Genomic DNA, 22,017 nt, shown 5'->3' on the forward strand with positions numbered 1-22,017 from the left:
GGCTTCATCTCCTGACAATACGTACATTTTTTCATCAGCCGCTCGCCCGCTTCATTTCTGCTTTGCTGTGGTTCCGTCATGTTCTTCCCTCCTCCTTCCGTCGCTCATGCTTCTTCATGGGTTAGCCTGAAATTTATATCCCTGTTAAGTTAGATTCATTTTATCGTGTTCACGTTTCCTTTTCTAGCCATCGTTTAGCACCATATTAACCGTCTGACGTTTAGCCCCCCTCACTTGGTGGGTAACTTGTTATATATGGAGGAGGGACGCACATGAAAAGGAACCATACGATGATGCAATTTTTCGAGTGGAATGTTGAAGCAGACGGTTCTCACTGGAAGAAACTTGCCCGCCTGGCACCGGAGCTGAAGGCTAAAGGAATTGACGCGATATGGATTCCACCTGTCACCAAGGGCCAATCGCCCGAGGATACGGGATACGGCGTCTATGACCTTTACGATCTGGGCGAGTTTAATCAAAAAGGTGCGGTACGCACCAAATACGGAACCAAGGAAGACCTTTTGGAGGCTGTTGCCGCCTGCGTTCGCCACGGCGTGACCGTCTATGTCGATCTGGTCATGAACCATAAGGCCGGTGCGGATGAAACCGAAGTGTTCAAGGTCGTTGAAGTTAACCCGGATAACCGCAATGAGGTTATTTCAGAGCCCTTTGATATCAAAGGGTGGACTAAATTTACATTTCCCGGCCGTCAAGGTCAGTATTCCACATTCCAATGGAATTTTGAACATTTTAACGGAACGGATTATGATGCAAGTCAGGGCCGGACAGGAATTTATCGTATTTTAGGCAAAAATAAAAGCTGGAGCAATCATGTAGATGATGAATTCGGCAATTATGATTATTTAATGTTTGCCAATATTGACTATAATCACCAGGATGTGCGCAGGGAAATGATTCGCTGGGGCCAGTGGCTGGTGGATACCCTGCAATGCAGCGGATTTCGTCTGGATGCGATCAAGCATATCAATCATGAATTTGTACGGGAGTTTGCCACGGAAATGATCAAGAAGCGTGGACAGGATTTTTATATGGTGGGCGAGTTTTGGAAGCCGGATCTGAAATCATGCCAGAAGTTCCTGGATACCATCGATTATAAAATCGACCTGTTCGACGTATCCCTCCACTATAAACTATATAGCGCTTCCTTGGGCGGCAAGGATTTCGATCTAAGCACCATTTTCAAGGACACGCTGGTTTATACTCACCCCCTAAACTCGGTCACTTTTGTCGATAACCATGATTCTCAGCCCCATGAAGCGCTCGAATCCTGGGTAGCGGACTGGTTCAAGCCCAGCGCCTATGCGCTCATTTTGCTGCGCAAGGACGGTTACCCCTGCGTATTCTACGGGGATTACTACGGCATTCAGGGGAAAACACCCGTGAAAGGCAAGCAGGCTGAGTTAGATCCGCTCCTGTATGCCCGCTACCATAAAGCCTATGGAGAGCAAAAGGATTATTTGGATGATCCCCATACGATTGGATGGGTGCGTCTGGGTGTCCCTGAATTGGAAGGTTCCGGCTGCGCTGTAGTGGTCACCAATGCAGACAACGGAGAAAAGCGTATGTTCGTAGGGAAGCAGCGCGCAGGAGAGCAATGGACTGATTTGACGGGACATCACGATCACGCCGTAACGATCGGGCAGGACGGCTACGGCGTATTTCCGGTTCGCGCCGGCAGCGTATCGGTATGGGTACTTCCCACCGGAAAAGACAGCCGGGGAGCGGAAGACGACGTGAAAGCTTAACTTTATTCAACACAAAGAGGACAGGATGCGAGGTAGCGTCCTGTCCTCTTTGGTATCTTCCATTTACTCCGTCACCTTGCTCTGATTGGCTACGGCCTGCTTTTTCGCCTCCACATGACTCGGATCACCCAAATAGAAGCGTCGGATAGGATCTATATGATCGTCCAGCTCATACACCAGCGGAATGCCTGTCGGAATATTTAAATCCAGCAATGCGGCCTCGTCCAGATTCTCCATATACTTGATCAATGCGCGTAACGTATTGCCATGTGCGGAAATGATAACTCGATCCTTTTTGAGAATCAACGGCACAATCCGCTGCTTCCAAAACTCACCGACCCGGTGCACCGTATCCTCCAGACTTTCCCCCAGCGGCAGCTCCTCCGGCTTAATATGGCGGTAACGCTCTTCCCTGCGCGGACTCCGTTCATCCTTCTCATCCAGCATGGGAGGCCGCACTGTCAAGCTACGCCGCCAGATATGAACCTGTTCCTCGCCATATTCTACAGCAGAATCCAGCTTGCTAAGCCCTTGCAGCGCACCGTAATGGCGTTCATTCAGCTTCCATGACTTCTGCACGGGTATCCACAAATGATCAAGCTCATCCAGGATGTGATACAGCGTACGGATCGAACGCTTTAGCACAGAGGAAAATGCCAAATCAAACGTATACCCGGCCTCCTTGAGAATACGCCCCGCCTCGATAGCCTCATGCGTTCCCTGTTCAGTCAGGTCCACGTCCGTCCAGCCTGTGAACAGGTTTTGACGGTTATACACACTTTCTCCATGCCTCACCAACACCACTTGATACATACACCCACTCCTCTCCTGTTTGTCATGATGTTTATGTTTACCCAACTTTTATGTATTTAACGTAATCCCGGGTTGTCTTTTTTTCATCCTTAATTTTTTTCTGAATTAGCAGTTCCACTTGCTTCTTCCAGAGAATGAATGAGAAGTCTATGATCGATCGGTGACGACATGACCAGCAGGCTCGTGTAGGTTCCATACTTATCGCACTGGTTGCTAAACTCTTCGAGGGTGCGCATCGAGTTGGTCACTACTTTTAATAAATAACTGTGTTCTCCGCTTATACGGTGGCACTCGGCAACATGTGGAGATGTATGGACAAAATCAAGAAATGCATGGCAATCTCTAGTCCGAAACAATATATAGGCTGCCGTATCCTTTCCTATTTTTTCAGGAGAGATGATAGTGCGATACTCCTTGATAATCCCTTTTTCTTCCATTCGTTTAACTCGTTCTGTTACAGCAGGTTGGGACAAACCCACGCATTTCCCTAGCTCCGTCATTGAAATTCTTGCCTGACTTTGAAGATAAAAGAGGATTTGTTTGTCTACATGATCCACTTTGAATGTTCTCCTTTAAATTTAATGTTTTTATGAGAAATTCATTTAATTACTTTGTATAATCATCATAATGGATTGATTACGTTATGTAAAATAAATGATTTAGATTATATAATAAAACTCACATCGATAAGGTGAACCAAACATGAAAAGATAGAGAGGATGGCTGCCCTTGAGCAAATACGTTTTAAATAAGGTAGGAGCAGTAGCAGATTTAGAAGTACTTATTGAAGAAGCTATTGATCGTACAATTGACGAAAAAAGGCTGGTTGGTGTTGGTGTACGAGTTGCGCTTAATGAGGCGCAATATTATAGTTGCGCTGCCGGATGTCCAGACCGTGAACAAAAGTCTGGAGGGACCTCTCAGTGAGCCTCTCCCTCTCCCGCAAAAATATAATTGCATTGGCTGCTATATGTTTGTCCGCATTGATGTTCGGCCTCGAAATTTCCAGTGTGCCAGTGATACTGCCAACTCTGGAAAAAGTATTGCATGGCGATCTTAAGGATATGCAATGGATTATGAACGCTTACACCATTGCATGTGCCACAGTTCTGATGGCTGTTGGAACGCTGGCTGACCGGTATGGGAGGAGGCGTATTTTTATTATCAGCCTTGTCTTGTTCGGTATTACATCCTTGATTTGTGGCTTGGCGCAAAGCACATCGGTTCTGATCATCAGTCGGTTTCTTCAAGGGGTGGGTGCTGGTGCGATGCAGATTTGCCAGATAGCAATTCTTTCACATCGGTTTCAGGAAGGACAAGAACGTAGCAAAGCCTTTGGTATATGGGGGATCGTGTTCGGTATCGGCCTCGGTTTTGGACCTATCATCGGCGGCATGATCGTAGCCGTGTTGAACTGGCATTGGGTTTTCCTGGTCCACGTTCCGTTGACCATCCTTACTTTGATTCTTGTATTCGGTGGCATAGAGGAGTCCAGAGATCCGCAGGTGAAAAAGCTGGACATTATCGGTATCGTCACGCTTTCGTTGACCGTTTTTGGCCTTGCATACTTTATCACGCAAGGGCCGGAACTCGGCTTTACCAGCAGAGCATCCATCAGCATCCTTGTTGCAGTAGCAATAAGTTTCATTGTTTTTCTATTTGCGGAAAAGCTCAGCACCCATCCGATGTTTGACTTTTCCGTATTCAAGATACGTAATTTCTCCGGCGCTCTCCTTGGCTCCATCGGCATGAACTTCAGTTTCTGGCCGTTCATGATCTATCTACCGATCTATTTCCAAAGTGGCCTGGGTTACGGCACCGTAGCCGCCGGGCTGTCTCTCTTGGCTTATGCGCTGCCCACCTTGGTAATTCCGCCTCTGGCAGAGCGTTTCTCGCTCCGCTATCAGCCGCGCATAGTCATTCCATCAGGTCTGTTCATCCTCGGTATGGGCTTCATTTTGATGAAATATGGCAGCGGCAGCGATCACGCCAGTTGGTTGACCATGCTCCCTGGCTCCTTGTTGGCTGGTATTGGGCTTGGTTTAACCAACACGCCTGTAACCAACACGACCACCGGCTCTGTTTCGAGTGCCCGTGCAGGCATGGCTTCCGGTATAGATATGAGTGCCAGATTGATCAGTCTGGCCATCAACATCGCTGTGATGGGATTCATCTTGCAGGAAGGTATTCTGTCTTATTTGAAGGGTGCCCTTTCCGGGACTCTCAATGCAGTGCAATTGCGGTCTGTAGCCGAAAAAATAGCCGCCGGAAATACTGTATCTCTCAGGCAGAGTTTGCCAGAACTCTCCTCTCTGGATTCGTCTGGAGCCGTCGTCCATGCAGCGCTTGTGCACGGCTTTGGCTTGATAATGCTCTACGGCGGTATTGGTGTCTGGATTCTAGCCGCGATCAGTTTTATGATTTTTAGACCTAAGAGAGCATAAAGACAATCCCGGGGATATCGAGGCCACTGAAAAACTCGTAGTTTGACGGAGTAGTTAAATGCATGAAACAAAAGACGACCTCAATTTCCTAGTAATAGGGAATGAAGGCCGTCTTTTTGTTATTAACTCAGGTCCTCCACATATCGATAAAAGCTCAAAACGACCGATGTACTGATCTAAATTACACCAACTTATTTACATATTATTACATGGACATGTATTTTTATTTTTATCTCAGATAATCCATTTTATTGAATAATTATGATCGTTATGTGGGATTGGGAAGAGGAATATTTTTGCATAAGGAAGGAGTGATTTCTGAGGTTTCTGACTGAACAAAGTGATGTTTATTCTGATACATACGATTGTACTGATTAATTAGTTCGTTCAAAAACATAGCCTGCTCAAGTACGCAAGCATGTCCAAAACCATACTGTTTAAAAAGATCATGCAATCGTTGTCTGGCACTTTCGATCTGTTGATTTAACGTTGAATTTTCATCATTGTTCATGTTCATTCCCCCCTGATAAATCTCATTTTAGCAGGTAATGAACAAATGCATTATGATCATTTTTTAGCCAAAACAACAAAATAAACAAAAAAAACCAGCCTAAGGGCTGGTCCATAGTAAGAATTAAAAATTGATTAAAATGTCCCAATGTGTCCTTGAACTTGGATTGGGCTTGAGCTTGGGATTCCGGTTGGAACTGGTAGTGAGAATACCAGTAAAAAGCTAGTTGTTGCCAAAACTAAAGCCATCTTCTTGATCATTTCTTTTCCACACCTCCTCATAAGCGGAATGAAATTGGGCCTGTGTTTCAGGATCAGCGTGTTCACTGAAACGGAAAAATAAGCCTGCACAATTAGAAATAAGCAGTGCATGGTTAATTATACCAGCTTTTTTTAAAGCTTCTATTAAGCATTTAAATCCATACAGGTATCTTTCTTTAAACAAGTTATATTTAGCTAACTTATACCAGAATCGTACAGTTTCTTCGAGTATAACTTGCTGCTCTGCTAATGTATTCGTATGTGCTGGTTCTTGATAAGCTGCAATTTGGGGCTCGAATCGCTGAAGAATATGATCAATGTCGATGTCGTACCGATTAGCTACTTCTACAACGTTTAAAAGTTCAGCAAAAATATGTTTTTCACCTGATATATGGCCAACGTAATCCGTCAGCACGCTAATATCTCCAGACATAAGTCTATTTACGTAAGTATTAATTTTAGCCCATTGCTGGAATTGGTTCTTCCAATAAAGTGATTCATCATCATTCTCTTTTACCCAACTTAGATCGGCATAACCTTGAATATGTTCTAATGCCTGTTTATGACTTCCTTTCGCATCACAAGCATGTGCGCACATCAACTCAGCGTAGGCTATGTATGCAAACAGTGGTCCAGAACGCAGTTCATTTTTCAGTCCTGTTTCTTTTTTGGAATTATGAACTAAGTCATATTGAACCTGTCCTAATTTATACATTTGACGTGAAAATTTATAGACCTTATCCCACATACTTAATGATCTATACACGTTGGCCAAGGCCTTCAAGGCATCCAGTTGGTTGACTTCATCCAAACGGTCGACAAAAGGTTCAAATTTAGCAGCCGTTTGAAGATTTTGAGCCTGATCTTTCCCGATCCGGATGCTAAATAGCCGATACTGGCACAAAGCAAGCCGTTCTGAATGCTGCTTTCTTTCACTCACAGCCACATTTTCATAAAGGTAAGCTGCTGTGTCCCGATACCCTTTGTGAAACAAATCCTCAGCCAGTTCAAAGAGTGAATGAGTGTAGATCGGACTATCTAGAAACATACTTACAGCACGCTGTAAGCAATCCAGTCGTCCTAACTCAACACAACGATACACGAAAGGTTTTACTCTCCGCCAGTTAAGTGGAGATTCTTCAACACATTCTTCAACGAACCGCTCGTAAAAATAATCCGGTGGTAAATTCATGCCCATCGTAATGCGATCCAGTTGATTAACAGATAAAGAACGATTGCCTGTGATGAAGCCGCTAACAGTACCTACATTTAAACTCGTGATATTGCCAAACTGGGTCATACTTAAGCCTTTCTGTTTTAGATATCTTTCAATTTCTGCCCGAATCGTAGGTGTTATTTCCATGAATAAATCACCCTTTCAGCGTGAACTTTGTAAGTCTGCAAATTTAAGCAAAAAGAAGAATTGGAAAACTTATAATATAATGAAATATTTGTATGTTTTCAATATACCATCTATTGGTACAACAATAAATACCTCTTTTTGGAGAACATTGGATTTTATACACAAAAATCATAGGTGACCGTTCAGAAAATGAAGTGGGTTTCTATCATCTGATAAGGAGGATACCAATTGAAGAGAACAGGTATGACACGTCCCTTGGATACGTTAGGCCGGATTGTTATTCCGATGGAAATCCGAAACTCGATGGGGATTGAGATTGGCGAGCCTTTAGAATTTTATATGGACGTTGAACAAGGTTTTATGGGCATAGGAAAGTATAGTAGCGGGGTTTCGTGTAATTTGTGCAAATCATTTCTGGATCTAACCTATTTCAAAGGTTTACTTCTATGTAAGCAATGTATCCTCGACCTGAAGGGAAACGTAGGTGTTCGTCCCATTCCTGCCCCTGTTGTTAAGGAGCCTACGTACAAAGAAAAAAAAGTAAAACGACGGTCATCACAAGAACTGATTGAAAGCCTAAAAAGACTCATGCGGGAACATCCCACAGCCAAGCAGAATGAATATGCGGAATGGCTTGGCGTGTCACAAGGCCGTATTTCCCAGCTTAAAAAGCTATTGTAGCGTGCGCTCCGTTATAGTGAAATGAATCTATCTTATGGAGGGTTAGTGATGGAGAATCGTTTTAAAACAGAGGAAGAGATTTATTTGTTGTCTGAACACGTGCATCCCTTGGATAAGGGTTTTGAATTGTTTCGGCTAAATTATAGACAAAATGATTGGGCAGAAGCGGATCGTGTAGCTGATCACATTTTAAATATGGCTGAACGCAGTTATAACAGTAGACAAAAATGGGGTGACGTTGCTCCTCTAAATCAGATGCTAAAGCACCCACTTATCTTTTATTTTGGATACGGATACCTGGCTAAATCCATCGTTTTCCAGAAGCAGGGTCTTTTTGATCGAGCAAGAGAATATATAGCTCAATATGCTGACTTAGGATGGTACGAACATGCTACGGACGAAGATATACAGGAAATAGAACGTTTTAAAGGATTGGCAGTGGCCAATGGATACGCTGTCGACTTATTATCCGGGAATAAGGAAATATTGAAGGAGTACAATGAGTTTTTACAAGAAAACGATGAGGAAACATTGCCCGGATTAATCACAATTTTTGAGGCAGCAAACATAAATGAATGGAATATTGACGAGTATTATTCTTATATTCCCGATCGGCTAGAGACCTTTTCCAGCTTTGAAGACCTTGGAAATCGTGTGTATTATGTGAAATTACTTCATCAACTAGCTATCTATAACATAAATCAGCAGCGGTATGGTGTCGCCATAAATGATATTCTGAATTATTTGCAAACAGCAGTTACAATGGATCTATACAGGGAATTCATTACAACTATTGCCATGTTCGAAACCGTTCGTCCGTTTGCAACAACGAAACAACTGACAAAGTATCAAAATATCTTACAGGGAGTGTATTCACATGAGAAAAATATTAGTAGTTACATTTATGCTGATGATATTTGCTCCTTTCAATCACGGTGTTAACGGGTAACAGCAAAGACCACTTGCATCAGCAGATAGCCCTCAGGCTGTCGGGACTTTCTCTAACAGCCTGAGGGCGATTCAGCCGTCCTCTTCTCCTTATCCTGCACCTAACTGCACATTAAAGTGAAACTATTCATGAATCGCAGACACTTAGTCCTCCTTGCTGAACTTGGACAACAGCTCCAGAATCCGCACATACAGCCATACCAGAGTCACGAGCAATCCAAATGCGCCGTACCATTCCATGTATTTGGGTGCTCCTTGCTCGGTCTGCTCCTCAATAAAATTAAAATCCAGCAGCAGATTCAAAGCTGCAATGATCACAACAAATAAACTGATGCCGATGCCAAGCCAGCCTGTCTCATGGATATACGGAACATTCATACCGAAAAAATTCAAGATAAAGTCTACCAGTGTAACCAGAGCAATGGCCAGCGTACACAAAACAACGAATGAGATAAAGCCCCGTGTCACCTTGATGATTCGCTGTGTGTACATAAAGAGCATCAGTAACAAGATACCCACCGTCAGCAAAATGGCATTGGCCACAATGCCGGGGTATTCATACTCCATATAAGCTGAAATACCACCCAAAGCAAAGCCACTGAAAATCGCATAGATTGGTGAAAGAAGTGGAGCTGTTTTTGGAAAAAAGAATATCGCAAGGGCCATGCCGGCCATGCCGAACAAGCCTGCGGTCATCATGGATAGTACCTCTATGATCCCCTGGTCATTCATATACCAGGTTATACTGCCAGAAACGATAAGCAAAACAAGTAGAAGCAACGTTTTGTTTACCGTTCCTCCAATGGTCATGCGTTGTTCGCTAACTTCCCTTTCATCTTCTCGCAAAAAAATGTCATCACGTAAAACCGGATTGCTTAAGCTCATTCAGGGTGCTCCTTTTCAAATGTGTTAGTTTCTAAGTTTGACCTGTCGATTCTCTATGTCGTATATGTATATATCGGCACAACCCCAAAAAAGTTTCAGAAAGTTTCAAATAAACAAAAAAACTCTAGCTCACTTTGCAGCAAGCCAGAGTTAGAGGATCAGTCGTCACAGATTAAAAATCAGCTGTAGCAATTTGGATCGTGCCCGTTACAGCTCCGGCTGCGGTAGCTTGGAGAGCGGCTACCAGCAGCAAAGCAACTTCCAACGTAAGACTGTTGGCTGCCGGGATAACATACGTGATCACAGGTGCGTTAACACGGGTAACGACAAGATTAACCGGATTCGCACCTGTATTATTCACGGTAATTGTAGCATTACTGCCGCCATTCAAGTTTTCAAAAAAGGATTTACCCACACCCGCAGCGAGATTATAGATTTGCGAAGGTAAAAGGATCGCCATAGAACTCACCTCCCTTGCGTTCGATAGTGTATTCTATGCCTTCCAACCTATGAACGTAATTGTTAATTGACTCAGGAATAAGACACAATTTACGAGATTTATAGATTAACGCACCTTAAAATACACGAAAGAGGGGTTGCCCTCTCAGATTCTTGCAGAACCTGCGGACAACCCCTTTTAAATAATGGAAACCTCACTTAGAGTATAAAGCCATTTGTATATTGCCTTTGTATCCTTATTTTACGATAATGCTCAATTCCTGCGGACTAAAACGGGAAGGGGCGGAAACCTTCACGCAGATATTGCCAGCCTCACCCTTCGTACGAATCCAGAACGCAATACGCCCGCCAATGAGCGCCAAGCTGGATGGGCCTATCAATTCACCCACTCCCTCGACCTCCACCGAAACGGGATCAGCATAGAACGGCAAGCCGTTGCCGTATTCGTCCAAAGCGTCCACCACCACTCTCGTCACGTCCCAATCACCCGCCTCCAGCACGGTGTCGTCTGCGGACACCCGCAGCTCCGTCGGCACCGGATTACGAGAGTAGCGTCTGCGAATCACTTCTTGACCGTCCACATACCCGATGAGCACCGCATCTTCCCACTTCATGCCCCATTGGCCTGTCAGCTCGTCGATAACAACGGGAGGATGTGGAAGCGCCGGGTACTTCTCTCGGCTCGGACGATAAACTCCCTTGCGCTCATCACCGTAGATGAACTCCACCTCATCGCAATTGGTGAACACGACCAGCGGCACGATGCCTCCTATATTTCGCTCACCACGGGACCAATACGTAACCGGCTCCATCACAATTTCCTGCTCGGCATGCTTCTGGCTGCGGTACACATTTGCTGCAAATTTAGGCAGACGAAACATATCCATGACACCGTGATAGCAAATTTTATCGCCAGAACCAAAGTCGGCATGTGTATTATAGTCAAAAGCACACCAGCCAATCGCTCCGGCAATGCCCTCATCGGCATAGGAGGCATTTTGCACCCGTGTATGGCGCAGTGCATGCTCCATCACCCGTTCCTCCTGATCAAAACGTTTGGTCGGATACATATGCCCGTTATATTCCGTTACCAGATAAGGGACCGGGTGATCCAGCTTTGTAACAAAAGACGGCTGGCGCAAGCCTGTCGTTTCACCATCTACGCCCTCTGTATCATCATACGTATCGAAATTGCGAATTTCCTTCGCCAAATATTTTTTATGCCCACCGTCATGAACAAAATCGTTCATCGTATATACATCTTCCAGCAGCTCGCTGCCTACAATATAACGCACACCGCCCGTAGCGCGGGTCGGGTCCAGCTTGCGTGCAAGCTCATTGGTACGGGCGTACAGATCATGGTCATCCTGCGATTCATTAATCCGTACACCCCAGATCACGATGGATGGATGATTGCGATCACGGATAATCATGTCCTTTACGTCCTTTACCGCCTGTTCCTTCCATGCTTCACCACCGATATGCTGCCAGCCCGGAATTTCCTCAAAAACGAGCAGTCCAATCTCATCACAACGATCCAGAAAATGACGGGACTGCGGGTAATGCGACGTCCGCACCATGTTCAGACCCAGTTCTTCTTTGAGTATATCGGCATCACGTCGCTGCGCTCTTTTGGGCATCGCATAGCCGACATACGGGTAAGACTGATGGCGGTTCAAGCCGAGCAGCTTGAGCTTCCGCCCGTTCAGGTAAAATCCATCCGGCTGGAATTCGGCTTCGCGGAACCCGAAGCGCACGGTCAGCTGATCCAGTTCTTCCCCGTTACGCAGCAGCGTCAGCTCTGCTTCATACAGCTTGGGATCGTCCAGCTCCCACAGTTGTAGACCGTTCAGCTCTTTCAGCTCCAGTGCCAGATCGCCCGCAGTCACTGCTGTCGGTCCGGTCTCCGCCTTCAAGCTGTCTCCATCCAGCAGCCGTAAGCCGACCGCCAGATCGTCCTGCTGAGCATCCATTCCCTCCAGCTCGACAGTCACACGTACCGCTTTGCTCGCCGCGAGCGGCTCCGGCGTCTGGACGAATACCGTTCCGAAATGCACAGGCTCGACGATTCTCAGCTGCACCTCCCGGTAAATGCCGCCGTAGGTCAGATAGTCGATGACTGCCCCAAAGGGAGGAATGTCGTCCCGTTCCGTAGAATCGACGACAACCGTGAGCATATTGGAACCGCCATATTCAGCAAGCTCGGTCAATTCAATGCTGAATGGTGTATAGCCGCCTTTGTGCTCACCCGCCTTTACTCCGTTCAAATATACCTGTGCATAGGACATAACCCCTTCAAAATCGACATACACCCGCTTACCCTTGGCATCTGCCGGAACATCCAGTTTTCTTTTATATGTGGAAACAAACTGAAACGCCTTGTCGTCAAAATAGTTATACGGCAGCTCCACATTGGTATGCGGCAGCAGAATGGGTTCATACCGACTCACATCAATCCCTGCATTTACTTCACTCTCGACATATTCAGGACGGTAAAACCACTGGTCATTCAACGGCAAAATGGTACGCATGGGCAGTCACCTCAACCTTTTATTTTTTACTCTTATATAGAGTAAAATATTTAAGTAAAAATAACGAGTAAAACCTAGTAAAATAAATATATTCCTAATGTAAGCATTTACAAAACAATTGTCAATTCTATTTTTGTATCTGCTCATAGTAAAAAAAAAGCCCCGGTAAACCGGAGCTGTTCAAATCAACATCATTTTATTGGGTATAGGTATGCAGCGGCGCACTGCTGTTGCGAATCATCAGCTCGGTCGGAATGGTAACCTTCCGCCCCACCTCGTTCGGACCGTTACGCACCGTATGCAGCAAAAGCTGAACGCCTGTCTCTCCCATCAGCTCGGTATACGTTTTGACCGTTGTCAGGGAGGGAGTCAAATATTCGGCTGTCGGAATATCGTTGAAGCCAACGATTGAGATACGTTCCGGGACAGCAATGCGATGCTGCTCCAGCGCCTTCAATGCTCCAATAGCCACTGAATCGCTCGCAATGAAGAAGGCCGTAGGCAGATGCTTCGGGCCTGCGAGGATCGCGGCTTCCATCGCACGAAAGCCATCTGCCGCCGTTCCGCCGCACTCATGAACGTCATCCGATGTACATAATCCGTGCTGCTCCTTGTACTGCAAAAAGGTCTCATAGCGGGCATCCAGCTCTGCCAGTCCAGCATCATGGGCTTGTTCATCCCGCCCCATGCCCACATATCCGATATGACGATGCCCCGCGTCCATCAAATAATCCAGCGCATCGGCCGCAGCGCGCGCGAGATCAATGACCACATAGTCTGCGCCCATGCGCTCCACCGGGTGATCCAGAAAGACACAAGGAACGGGCAGCTCCAGCATGTGCTCTACCTCTTGGCTGCTAAAATGCCCCAGCACGATGAGCCCGTGCAGCCCTTCAGACAAAGTCTTCAGGGCGGCCAAATCTTCCCGTCTGAAAATGCGCTCCAGCTGCGCCCCGCTTTGGCGGCACTCTTTTTCCACACCAAACCGGATGGACAGATAATAAGGGTCCTCCAATTCCTCGTATGCACTCATCCAGTGCACCATCCCCAGCCGGATCGGCCCCTCCGCCTTTTTGCGAGGCTGACGGCCGATACCGCCATTTTTACGTTTAACAGTCGTATATTTCATCCGTTCGGCAACTTCAAAAATTTTACGCCGCGTTTCCTCTGACACAGACAGAGTTTCATCATAATTCAGTACTCGGGAGACCGTGGATATAGAAACCTCCGCCTCCTGAGCGATATCTTTTAACGTAGGCATTGCAGACTCCTTTAATGGTTTTACTTCATTTTTACGTTCTTTTACTGTTATCTTACCCGTCGTACCCGTGCAACACAACCCATCATCTGAAAAGCCCAACCCATTTTTTTCATATATAAGTCCAATCATGATAGAATATATATCATTAGAGTTTTGGAAAATTCCCATTATATCAGTAATGACGCCAAGGAGGATATACACATGAAACAGGAACTGATCGACCGCCTGACCACTTATGTTCAGGTAGATACCCAATCCGACGAAAGCAGCCACACCTGCCCCACCACACCAGGACAGCTCACATTGGGCAACCTCCTGGTAGATGAATTGAAAGCCATCGGTATGACGGACGTAACCATTGATGATAACGGTTATGTGATGGCGACCCTTCCTTCTAATACGGATAAAGAGGTTCCCGTCATTGGCTTTCTCGCACACCTTGATACGGCAACCGAGCTGACTGGCGCAGGGGTAAAACCGCAACTGACAGACTCTTATGACGGAGGAGATATCACGCTGAATGCGTCGCTTGATGTGGTGCTTTCTCCACGTGAGTTTCCCGAGCTGGCGCAATATAAAGGCCACACCCTGATCACCACAGACGGTACGACCCTGCTTGGTGCAGACAACAAAGCCGGGATCGCAGAAATCATGACAGCCATACACTACCTGATAGATCACCCGGAAATCCAGCATGGCAAGATCCGCGTTGCCTTTACACCGGACGAGGAGATTGGAAGAGGACCGGAACGCTTTGACGTAGCTGCTTTTGGTGCTGAATATGCTTATACCGTGGATGGCGGACCGCTCGGAGAGCTGGAGTATGAGAGCTTCAACGCGGCAGCCGCCCATATTACCATTCAGGGGGTGAATGTCCATCCCGGCACAGCTAAAAACAAGATGGTTCATGCCGCCAAAATTGCCATGGAACTGCATAGCCGTCTGCCTGTGGACGAAGCCCCGGAATATACGGACGGATACGATGGCTTCTATCATCTGCTGGAATCCACAGGCACGCCAGAACATGCAAAGCTGCACTATATTATCCGTGATTTTGATCGTAAGAGCTTTGAAAACCGGAAGGCTTATTTAACGAACGTGGTCAAAGAGCTGCAAGCCGCTTACGGAGAAAATCGCATTACGCTGGAGCTGAGAGATCAGTATTACAACATGAAGGAGAAAATCGAGCCTGTCAAACATATCGTGGACATTGCGTATGAAGCGATGAAGAAGCTGAATATTGAGCCTATTATCAAGCCAATCCGTGGCGGTACAGACGGTTCACAACTGTCCTATATGGGACTGCCTACACCGAATATTTTTACGGGTGGAGAGAACTATCACGGTAAGTTTGAATATGTATCGGTGGACAACATGGTGCTTGCGGCCAAGGTAATTGTTGAAATCGTTCAATTGTTCGAACAGCGCGGTAAGTAAACCATGCAGCAGCTGGCCAATAATCTGACGTCGTATATCGTAAAATAAATAATCGGCATAAAAAAGGGGAGCCCACTGAACGCAACATGCGTAAAAGTGTGCTCCCTTTATTGTCAATGGCCCTGCCGGACCTCCTCATGATGGAAACTCAAAGCTCAACCACGATGAGAAAAGACACCATGATTTGAAGGATGTAGAGGGTTTAACCCTCCCTCTGCATCTGCCACCGGAAGAGTAATACTAAGAAACGCCAAGACCATAGTTACCGAGATTAATGCCTTTTTCATTATGAAGCCCCCTTAATAAAATGGTTTGATATTGCTCTTGCTGTGACGGTGTTGCCAAATCTCGATAAGCCTCAAACAGAGTAACCAGCGTCCTGAAATCAGCATCTGCTTCCACACTAACCGAAAATTGCAGGGAGACAAGGACATAGTTCAAAGCAACGGCGTACTGCTGCTTTTTGAAATAATAAATAGCTAACTGGTTGACCAGCTTTATATAATATACGCGGTTCCCTCTATCTTCATAACTTTCAAATATCTCGATATCGTCAGCAAAATCGTTCAGCAGGTCGTCTATATCCCAATTATTCAAATTAGCCGCTTCGGCAATACCAATCAGCCCTGGAAGTATTTCCTCGTCATTATTGTGAAGAAATTGAACATATTCAGGCACAAGCTCCCTTTTGCCCGAAAGTAATTCAATGGTATATAAATTGGCTTTGGCGAGAAATCGGAATCTCTCCACTTCTTCTTGACCGCTCTGATCCAGCCCCATAAACCAACCCATTTCGCCATACTTCATAATATAATCTCTGGCTTCCTGATACTTGCCCTTATTTTGATAATAAATAGATTTAGCCAGATAGCTGTAAGCATAATAAAACACCAGCGGGTGTTTGGTGTCCAGTGTCACGTATATGCCGTCCGCAGCGTTTCTCAGTTGGGCATGATACAGGCTTGCTGCCAAAGTATGCATATAGTCTGCAACCTTGTTCGCTTCATCCCAATCATTATGCGTATAGCTGAGTCTAAACAACTCACAAGCTTTATCGAGTTCGTGGCTGTCCGACAACAAATAAATGGCCTCCCTTTGGTTCAGGACCTCTTCCACTAAAACCCGCCTCCCTACCTGAAAATTACGGTTTCTCCTAGCCTAATCACTATTCTTCAGGGGCACCTATGCTGCTAATTTCTATATTTTTGCATACCAGTATATTACAAATATAGTCAAAAACTTACTCGAAGTCAATTCAATAATAGAAAAATTATTTTTTTTGCAACCTGACAATGCTGTGCACGGTTAAACAGGCTACGAATAGTTGGTTCCCACAGGCCCCTCCTCACAGGTGGTTTTAGAAAGCTACAGTATCGTCTGGGTAACTACGTTACGAATTAGTGCGTACTTTTCAAGCGGATATCGTGGCTTTACAATCAGACCTGTGCATGGAATCCAGAATAAGCAGCACTCAACAAAGCATGTACCCGTTGATCAAATACAAATTTACCAAAGGAGTGAAGTTAATAACATGGAACTTCAACTGGCTTTAGACTTAGTAGATATCCCGCAAGGTATTGCATTGGTAAAGGAAGTAGAGTCATATATTGATATCGTCGAAATCGGTACACCGATTGTCATCAATGAAGGACTTCATGCAGTAAAAGCAATGAAGGAAGCATTCCCGAATCTGAAAGTGCTTGCTGACCTTAAAGTGATGGATGCAGGCGGTTATGAAGTGCTAAAAGCATCCGAAGCTGGTGCAGATATCGTTACGATTCTGGCTGTAGCTGAAGATGCAACGATCAAAGGCGCCGTAGAAGAGGCTAAAAAACAGGGCGGCAAAAAAATCCTGGTGGACATGATCGGCGTTAAAAACCTGGAGCAACGCGCCAAAGAAATCGACGCACTCGGCGTAGACTATATCTGTGTGCATACGGGCTACGATCTGCAAGCGGAAGGAGAAAGTCCGTTTGAAGCACTGCAAACGGTCAAAAAAGTCGTAAAAAATTCCAAAACAGCCGTAGCTGGCGGCATTAAGCTGAGTACATTGGCTGAGGTAGTGAAAGCTCAACCGGATTTGGTTATTGTCGGCGGTGGAATCACTGGCGAGGATGACAAAAAAGCTGTAGCTTCCCAAATGCAGCAGCTCATCAAGCAAGGTTAATTCCAATGGAAACCTCTCAATATTTATCCCAGGTGCTCAAGGAGCTGCAGCTGGTTCCACAACTGATCAGTGATGCGGAATCGGAACAGCTGATTCACTCCATCACCGCTGCGAACAAGGTGTTCGTCGCCGGGGCGGGCCGTTCAGGATTCATGATCCGTTCGCTGGCGATGCGGCTGATGCATATGGGAATTCAAGCATACGTGGTTGGGGAAACCGTAACGCCCGGCTTGGGTGAAGGTGATCTGCTGATTATAGGCTCAGGCTCAGGCGAAACCAAAAGCCTGACCTCCATGGCGGAAAAAGCGAAGAAGCTCGGGGCCTCCATGGCGCTTCTAACCACTTCTCCAGAGTCCACCATTGGCAAGCTGGCTGACATTATCGTCAAGCTGCCCGGCGCCCCCAAGGACCCGGCCAACAAGGATTACCAGACGATTCAACCCATGGGCTCATTGTTCGAGCAAACCCTGCTGCTGTACGGTGACGCCTTGGTGCTCAAAACGATGAAGCTGCGCAAGCTGACCTCGGAATCAATGTTTGGCCAACACGCCAATTTGGAATAGAACGGTTATCCCTGCAATATCTAGACAGGCTGTCTCGTACATGTCAAAACATGTGAAGGACAGCCTGCTTTTGTTCTTTTCTATTTTTCCGCAATTACCCTTTTGTCAAGCCTATACCTTCGTAGATTACATGCCAATTAATGCTCCGGTGAAACCGCCATTGCGTTCGGGCGAGACCGCATAGCTTTACTCACCCGTTTTCACCCAGTTATTTGTTACTTCCCGCTGACAGCGCCGGAACCTTGGACGGATCAACCAGCGCCCAATAGGCATATTTGGCCTTTAACCGTTCGTCGAACAGCAGCGGCTTATCCAGCCGGGCAATCGGGAAATTACTGAGCCACGTATTTCCGTCATCCGTACCCCAAATGGTCACATTGCTGATATGCTCCTGCTGTCTGGAGAACATATCAAACAACTCCCGATAGCGGTGAGCCTGCCGGATCAGCATGGATTCAGGTATCGTTTCGTAGCGATCCGTATCATTGGAATAGAGGCCCATATCAAGCTCCGTGATCTGGTTGTCCAGGCCGAGCGAAGCAAACTTTTCGATGGATTGCTCAATCTGGCTAATAGAAGGGAACTCCAGGCGAATATGCGATTGGTGACCTACACCATCGATCGGTACTCCTTTAGCGAGCAAATCACGCACCAAATTGTACAGAAAATCCCGTTTTTTCGGTTCATCCGTGTTGTAATCGTTGATGAACAGCCGGGCATTAGGGCCTACTACTTCCCTCGTGACACGGAACGCTTTTTCAATATAATCCGTACCCGTAATCTGATACCACATGCTGCGGCGCATACCGTCCGGCTGGTCAGGATCAATGACTTCATTCACCACATCCCAGTCGGTGATATCATTTTTATAACGGACTGCAACTGTACGAATATGCGTCTCCAGTCGATCCAGCAAAAGCTTTTTATTCTCGGGAGTCGGTGTCATCGGCTGTCCATTCTTATCCTTAAACATCCAGTCCCCGGTCTGGTTATGCCATACCAAAGTATGGAAGCGAATCGCCAGTCCGTGCTGTTTGGCAAATTGTACAATCTTGTCCGCCTCTTCCCAATGGAACTGTCCCTCGGACGGCTGCAAGGAGGCGGGCTTCATCTCATTTCCTGCCACGATGCTGTTAAAATGCTTTTGTACCAGCTCACCGTAAGCCCCTTCGGTCTGGAATGCCATAATCGCCGTACCAATGTTGAATTGCCCCTGATATATTCCATGCAAAGAGGGGATATCCTTCTCAATAGCCAGCGGAGGAACAAGAGACAGCTCAAAATCATCCATATAAAAGGAGGATGTTCCTGCTGCCGTTTCCAAATACATAGAAACCGCATCTGCATCATGCGCAAGCGTATACGTTCCCGACAAATGCGCCCATCCCCCTGTCGTGATCGCCGTATCGCCTATCACCGTTTCATACGCGCTTTTACCCTGATAATCGCGCTGCACGCTAAGTCTCACTTTGGCAGGCTGCTCGCCAGGCGCCAGCTTCACCCAGGCGCTGACCGTATATTGGCTGCCCTTTTGCAGCTTGGCTGTCACATCCAGCTTAGGCCCGGCATATGCCTGTTGTCTGCCTGTGGTCAGCAGGCTGTACGAGCCGGTTCGCGCATCGGCATTCGAAGCCTGCACCTTCTCGGACCCTAAACGGGATACCCAGCCCTGAGTTGTACCCTCTTCAAAACCGGCGGATACGATACCATCGGTCGGTTCCGTTGGGGATGGAGTGACTGGCGTTTCCGACACCTGTCTGATTTCCACCTCATCCACATAATATGCCTGTGCAGGATTCGAGTTTTCGATATACAGCTTCAATGCATCCATATTCCCGGTAAACTTATATCTCCCTTGAAGTTTGACCCACGCTGTATCTGCTGTCTCCGTTTGTGCTACTGTCTTCCATTCTGTAGACCCGCCTGTCGACTGCTGCTCCACCGTCAGCTTAATCACGCTTGGAACCGCAGCTTTGCCATCCAGCTTCACATATCCACTAATTTCATATTCTACGTCCGGCTGCAAAAGCGGCTTCACATCCAGCTCCGCTCCGTTCCAGTTAGCCGTGCGGGAAGTTGTCTTGAGACTGTGCGTGCCGCCGTATGCAGCCTCCGAGACGGATGCAATTTGGGTATTACCCCCTCGCGGCTTCCAGCCCTCGCTGTTTCCTTGCTCAAATCCATATGTCCCGATCGTTTTATTCACACCCGCCGTCGCCAGCATGGTCTTCGAAACAAGCGGGGAATGTTCCACAGACGGAGCCGCCTTCACTACGGCCCCTCCACTCCATGCGACAGGCAGCAACAGTGCCCCAGACAGCATCACACAAAAAGTTGTATACCTATATGACCGCAAAGCAATTCCTCCAATACTCAATTTTTTTGAATTCGTTTTTGTACCATTGAATTTCAGTTGCTTTATCCTTTGACCCCTCCCAGAGTCATTCCCTTTACAAAATATTTTTGTAAAAATGGGTAGACCAAAATAATAGGCACAGAAGCGACAATCGTCATCGTGGCCCGAATGGAAGTAGGAGTAACCGCCTTCGACAGATTTTCCGAGCCTGCGAACTGACTGGCATAGTCCTGAGCGTTCACAGACGTATTGGAATTTTGCAGGATTTTCATCAGCTCATACTGGAGGGTGCTCCATTGCTCATACGACGAATTGTACAAAAACACATCGAACCAGGAATTCCATTGCGAGACTGCCGTGAACAGCGACACCGTCGCCAGCACCGGTACACAGAGCGGCAACACAATGCGCACAAAAGTGGCAAACTCCCCGGCCCCGTCAATACGCGCCGACTCCAAAATCCCTTCTGGCAATCCTTCAATAAAGGATCGAATCACAATGACGTTAAACACTCCGATCAGCCCAGGCACGATATACACCCAGAAGGTGCCAAGCATCCCCAGCTCCCGTACCAGCAGAAAGTTTGGAATCAACCCACCGTTAAAATACATTGTCAAAATAAAAGCAATTGAGACAAACTTGCGCAGCACATACTCCGGTCGGCTGATCGTATACGCTACCATCGCGCAGCAGAACACCGAGGTTACCGTGCCCGCAACCGTACGCAGTACAGAAATCAACGTAGCATGGAAAATCGTCGCTTCCTTAAACACAAATTCATAATTGCTCCACGTGAATTCACGCGGCCACAAATAAATGCCTCCCCGAATCGAATCATTTGCTTCATTAAGCGAAACCGCCAGCGTATTCAAAAACGGATACAGCGTCACCACCATCAGACACAACATAAACACCATATTGCACGCATCAAAAATCCGATCCGAGGGCGCCCGAAATCGCCCATGCAAGGCCTTCCCTTTGCCCATGACTTCCTCCCCTTTCTAAAAAATAGCCTGGCCATCCGGCTGGGCACCCTAATTCAATTCATTTTCTTGAAGCTGGTTGGTGTTGTTATTTGGGAACTGTTAGTTGAGTGATTATAGTGGTTATATTAGTGGCAATTGGAGTGGACTATTGTGAATTATTAGTGTTATTAGAAGTTGTACATTAGCTCGTTTATAAGGTCTTGATAAGGTCCGCGAATCGGCCTGTTAAAAATCCCCCCTTTACCTGTAGTATGCAAGAGCAAGCACCTTCTGCTATCGCCACCATTAACTCAGCTCTGAAAGAACAAGCGATAGCGAAGCTGAGCCAGCAACCACGCAGTTGCCCAAGGAAGCGCGAGCCACGCGCCTTCCCTTATGCCCTTCCCTGCCCCAACCCTCAGTTCTATAAAAAAGTGACTTTACGGCGGGGAGCAGCGGAGCGGGCAGAATTGTTCTGGAGAAGCGAAGCGCTCGGCTAAAAGCTTTCCAGAGGAAAGCTCGCATCGTAAGCATAAGCTATCCCCGGATTCCAACCTCTAATGTTTTATGATAAAAAGGAATCCGGGGATAACAGCGATCGGAAGAA

The 22,017-nt window shown here is 46.6% G+C and carries 19 protein-coding genes; 8 read left to right on the top strand and 11 right to left on the bottom strand.

Annotated elements, in window-relative coordinates; genetic code table 11:
* Positions 1-272 precede the first annotated feature (272 nt).
* Positions 273-1,766, top strand: coding sequence for an alpha-amylase (locus WG8_RS24350; protein WP_007432955.1), 1,494 nt, complete (start codon positions 273-275; stop codon positions 1,764-1,766).
* Between the two features lie 63 nt (positions 1,767-1,829).
* On the opposite strand, the gene gpmA is transcribed toward WG8_RS24350, so the two are convergent.
* Positions 1,830-2,579 carry a 2,3-diphosphoglycerate-dependent phosphoglycerate mutase gene (gpmA, locus tag WG8_RS24355; protein WP_007432956.1) on the bottom strand — a complete coding sequence of 250 codons (750 nt, stop codon included), beginning with the start codon at positions 2,577-2,579 and terminating at the stop codon, positions 1,830-1,832.
* A gap of 89 nt (positions 2,580-2,668) precedes the next feature.
* Positions 2,669-3,136, bottom strand: coding sequence for an Lrp/AsnC family transcriptional regulator (locus WG8_RS24360; protein WP_007432957.1), 468 nt, complete (start codon positions 3,134-3,136; stop codon positions 2,669-2,671).
* A gap of 172 nt (positions 3,137-3,308) precedes the next feature.
* On the opposite strand from WG8_RS24360, the gene WG8_RS24365 reads away from it, so the two are divergent.
* A complete protein-coding gene (locus WG8_RS24365) occupies positions 3,309-3,506 on the top strand; it encodes a hypothetical protein (RefSeq protein ID WP_007432958.1) in 198 nt (65 codons plus the stop codon).
* Positions 3,503-5,023 (top strand): MFS transporter, encoded by a 1,521-nt coding sequence (locus WG8_RS24370; RefSeq protein WP_007432959.1) that lies wholly within the window; start codon positions 3,503-3,505, stop codon positions 5,021-5,023. The genes WG8_RS24365 and WG8_RS24370 overlap by 4 nt, the downstream gene beginning before the upstream one ends.
* Positions 5,024-5,291: 268 nt before the next feature.
* Here WG8_RS24370 and WG8_RS24375 read toward each other — a convergent pair whose 3' ends face one another.
* Entirely contained in the window at positions 5,292-5,534 is a 243-nt protein-coding gene (locus tag WG8_RS24375; RefSeq protein WP_043891386.1) for an aspartyl-phosphate phosphatase Spo0E family protein, read from the bottom strand.
* Between the two features lie 222 nt (positions 5,535-5,756).
* A complete protein-coding gene (locus tag WG8_RS24380; RefSeq protein WP_007432960.1) occupies positions 5,757-7,157 on the bottom strand; it encodes a helix-turn-helix domain-containing protein in 1,401 nt (466 codons plus the stop codon).
* 228 nt (positions 7,158-7,385) lie between these two features.
* Here WG8_RS24380 and WG8_RS24385 point away from each other — a divergent pair, with 228 nt between their 5' ends.
* Together WG8_RS24385 and WG8_RS24390 are read left to right on the top strand one after the other, a co-directional pair.
* Positions 7,386-7,838 carry an AbrB/MazE/SpoVT family DNA-binding domain-containing protein gene (locus WG8_RS24385; protein WP_007432961.1) on the top strand — a complete coding sequence of 151 codons (453 nt, stop codon included), beginning with the start codon at positions 7,386-7,388 and terminating at the stop codon, positions 7,836-7,838.
* Positions 7,839-7,886: 48 nt separating this feature from the next.
* Positions 7,887-8,780 (top strand): hypothetical protein, encoded by an 894-nt coding sequence (locus WG8_RS24390; protein ID WP_007432962.1) that lies wholly within the window; start codon positions 7,887-7,889, stop codon positions 8,778-8,780.
* A gap of 150 nt (positions 8,781-8,930) precedes the next feature.
* Here WG8_RS24390 and WG8_RS24395 read toward each other — a convergent pair whose 3' ends face one another.
* The 4 genes from WG8_RS24395 to WG8_RS24410 form a co-directional block, all read right to left on the bottom strand.
* Positions 8,931-9,671 carry a Bax inhibitor-1/YccA family protein gene (locus tag WG8_RS24395; RefSeq protein WP_007432963.1) on the bottom strand — a complete coding sequence of 247 codons (741 nt, stop codon included), beginning with the start codon at positions 9,669-9,671 and terminating at the stop codon, positions 8,931-8,933.
* A gap of 172 nt (positions 9,672-9,843) precedes the next feature.
* A complete protein-coding gene (locus WG8_RS24400; RefSeq protein ID WP_007432964.1) occupies positions 9,844-10,131 on the bottom strand; it encodes a hypothetical protein in 288 nt (95 codons plus the stop codon).
* A gap of 235 nt (positions 10,132-10,366) precedes the next feature.
* Entirely contained in the window at positions 10,367-12,661 is a 2,295-nt protein-coding gene (locus WG8_RS24405; protein WP_007432965.1) for a glycoside hydrolase family 2 protein, read from the bottom strand.
* A gap of 196 nt (positions 12,662-12,857) precedes the next feature.
* Positions 12,858-13,922, bottom strand: a complete 1,065-nt coding sequence (locus WG8_RS24410; RefSeq protein WP_007432966.1) for a LacI family DNA-binding transcriptional regulator — start codon at positions 13,920-13,922, stop codon at positions 12,858-12,860.
* A 201-nt stretch (positions 13,923-14,123) separates the two neighbouring features.
* On the opposite strand from WG8_RS24410, the gene pepT reads away from it, so the two are divergent.
* On the top strand, positions 14,124-15,359 hold the full coding sequence (pepT, locus tag WG8_RS24415) for a peptidase T (protein WP_007432967.1): 1,236 nt from the start codon (positions 14,124-14,126) through the stop codon (positions 15,357-15,359).
* A 240-nt stretch (positions 15,360-15,599) separates the two neighbouring features.
* On the opposite strand, the gene WG8_RS24420 is transcribed toward pepT, so the two are convergent.
* Positions 15,600-16,475 carry a hypothetical protein gene (locus WG8_RS24420; RefSeq protein WP_007432968.1) on the bottom strand — a complete coding sequence of 292 codons (876 nt, stop codon included), beginning with the start codon at positions 16,473-16,475 and terminating at the stop codon, positions 15,600-15,602.
* Positions 16,476-16,890: 415 nt separating this feature from the next.
* Between WG8_RS24420 and hxlA the strand changes: the two genes are divergently transcribed.
* Positions 16,891-17,526, top strand: a complete 636-nt coding sequence (gene hxlA / locus WG8_RS24425; RefSeq protein WP_007432969.1) for a 3-hexulose-6-phosphate synthase — start codon at positions 16,891-16,893, stop codon at positions 17,524-17,526.
* Positions 17,527-17,531: 5 nt separating this feature from the next.
* On the top strand, positions 17,532-18,089 hold the full coding sequence (gene hxlB / locus WG8_RS24430) for a 6-phospho-3-hexuloisomerase (protein WP_007432970.1): 558 nt from the start codon (positions 17,532-17,534) through the stop codon (positions 18,087-18,089).
* A 208-nt stretch (positions 18,090-18,297) separates the two neighbouring features.
* Here hxlB and WG8_RS24435 read toward each other — a convergent pair whose 3' ends face one another.
* Both WG8_RS24435 and WG8_RS24440 read right to left on the bottom strand, forming a co-directional pair.
* The gene (locus WG8_RS24435; RefSeq protein WP_043891387.1) at positions 18,298-20,445 is read right to left on the bottom strand and encodes an endo-1,4-beta-xylanase; all 2,148 of its coding nucleotides are present in this window, start codon (positions 20,443-20,445) and stop codon (positions 18,298-18,300) included.
* A 62-nt stretch (positions 20,446-20,507) separates the two neighbouring features.
* Positions 20,508-21,431, bottom strand: a complete 924-nt coding sequence (locus tag WG8_RS24440) for a carbohydrate ABC transporter permease (protein WP_007432972.1) — start codon at positions 21,429-21,431, stop codon at positions 20,508-20,510.
* Positions 21,432-22,017: the final 586 nt, after the last annotated feature.

Origin of the sequence: Paenibacillus sp. Aloe-11 (genome assembly GCF_000245715.1) — a bacterium.
Taxonomy (GTDB): domain Bacteria; phylum Bacillota; class Bacilli; order Paenibacillales; family Paenibacillaceae; genus Paenibacillus; species Paenibacillus kribbensis.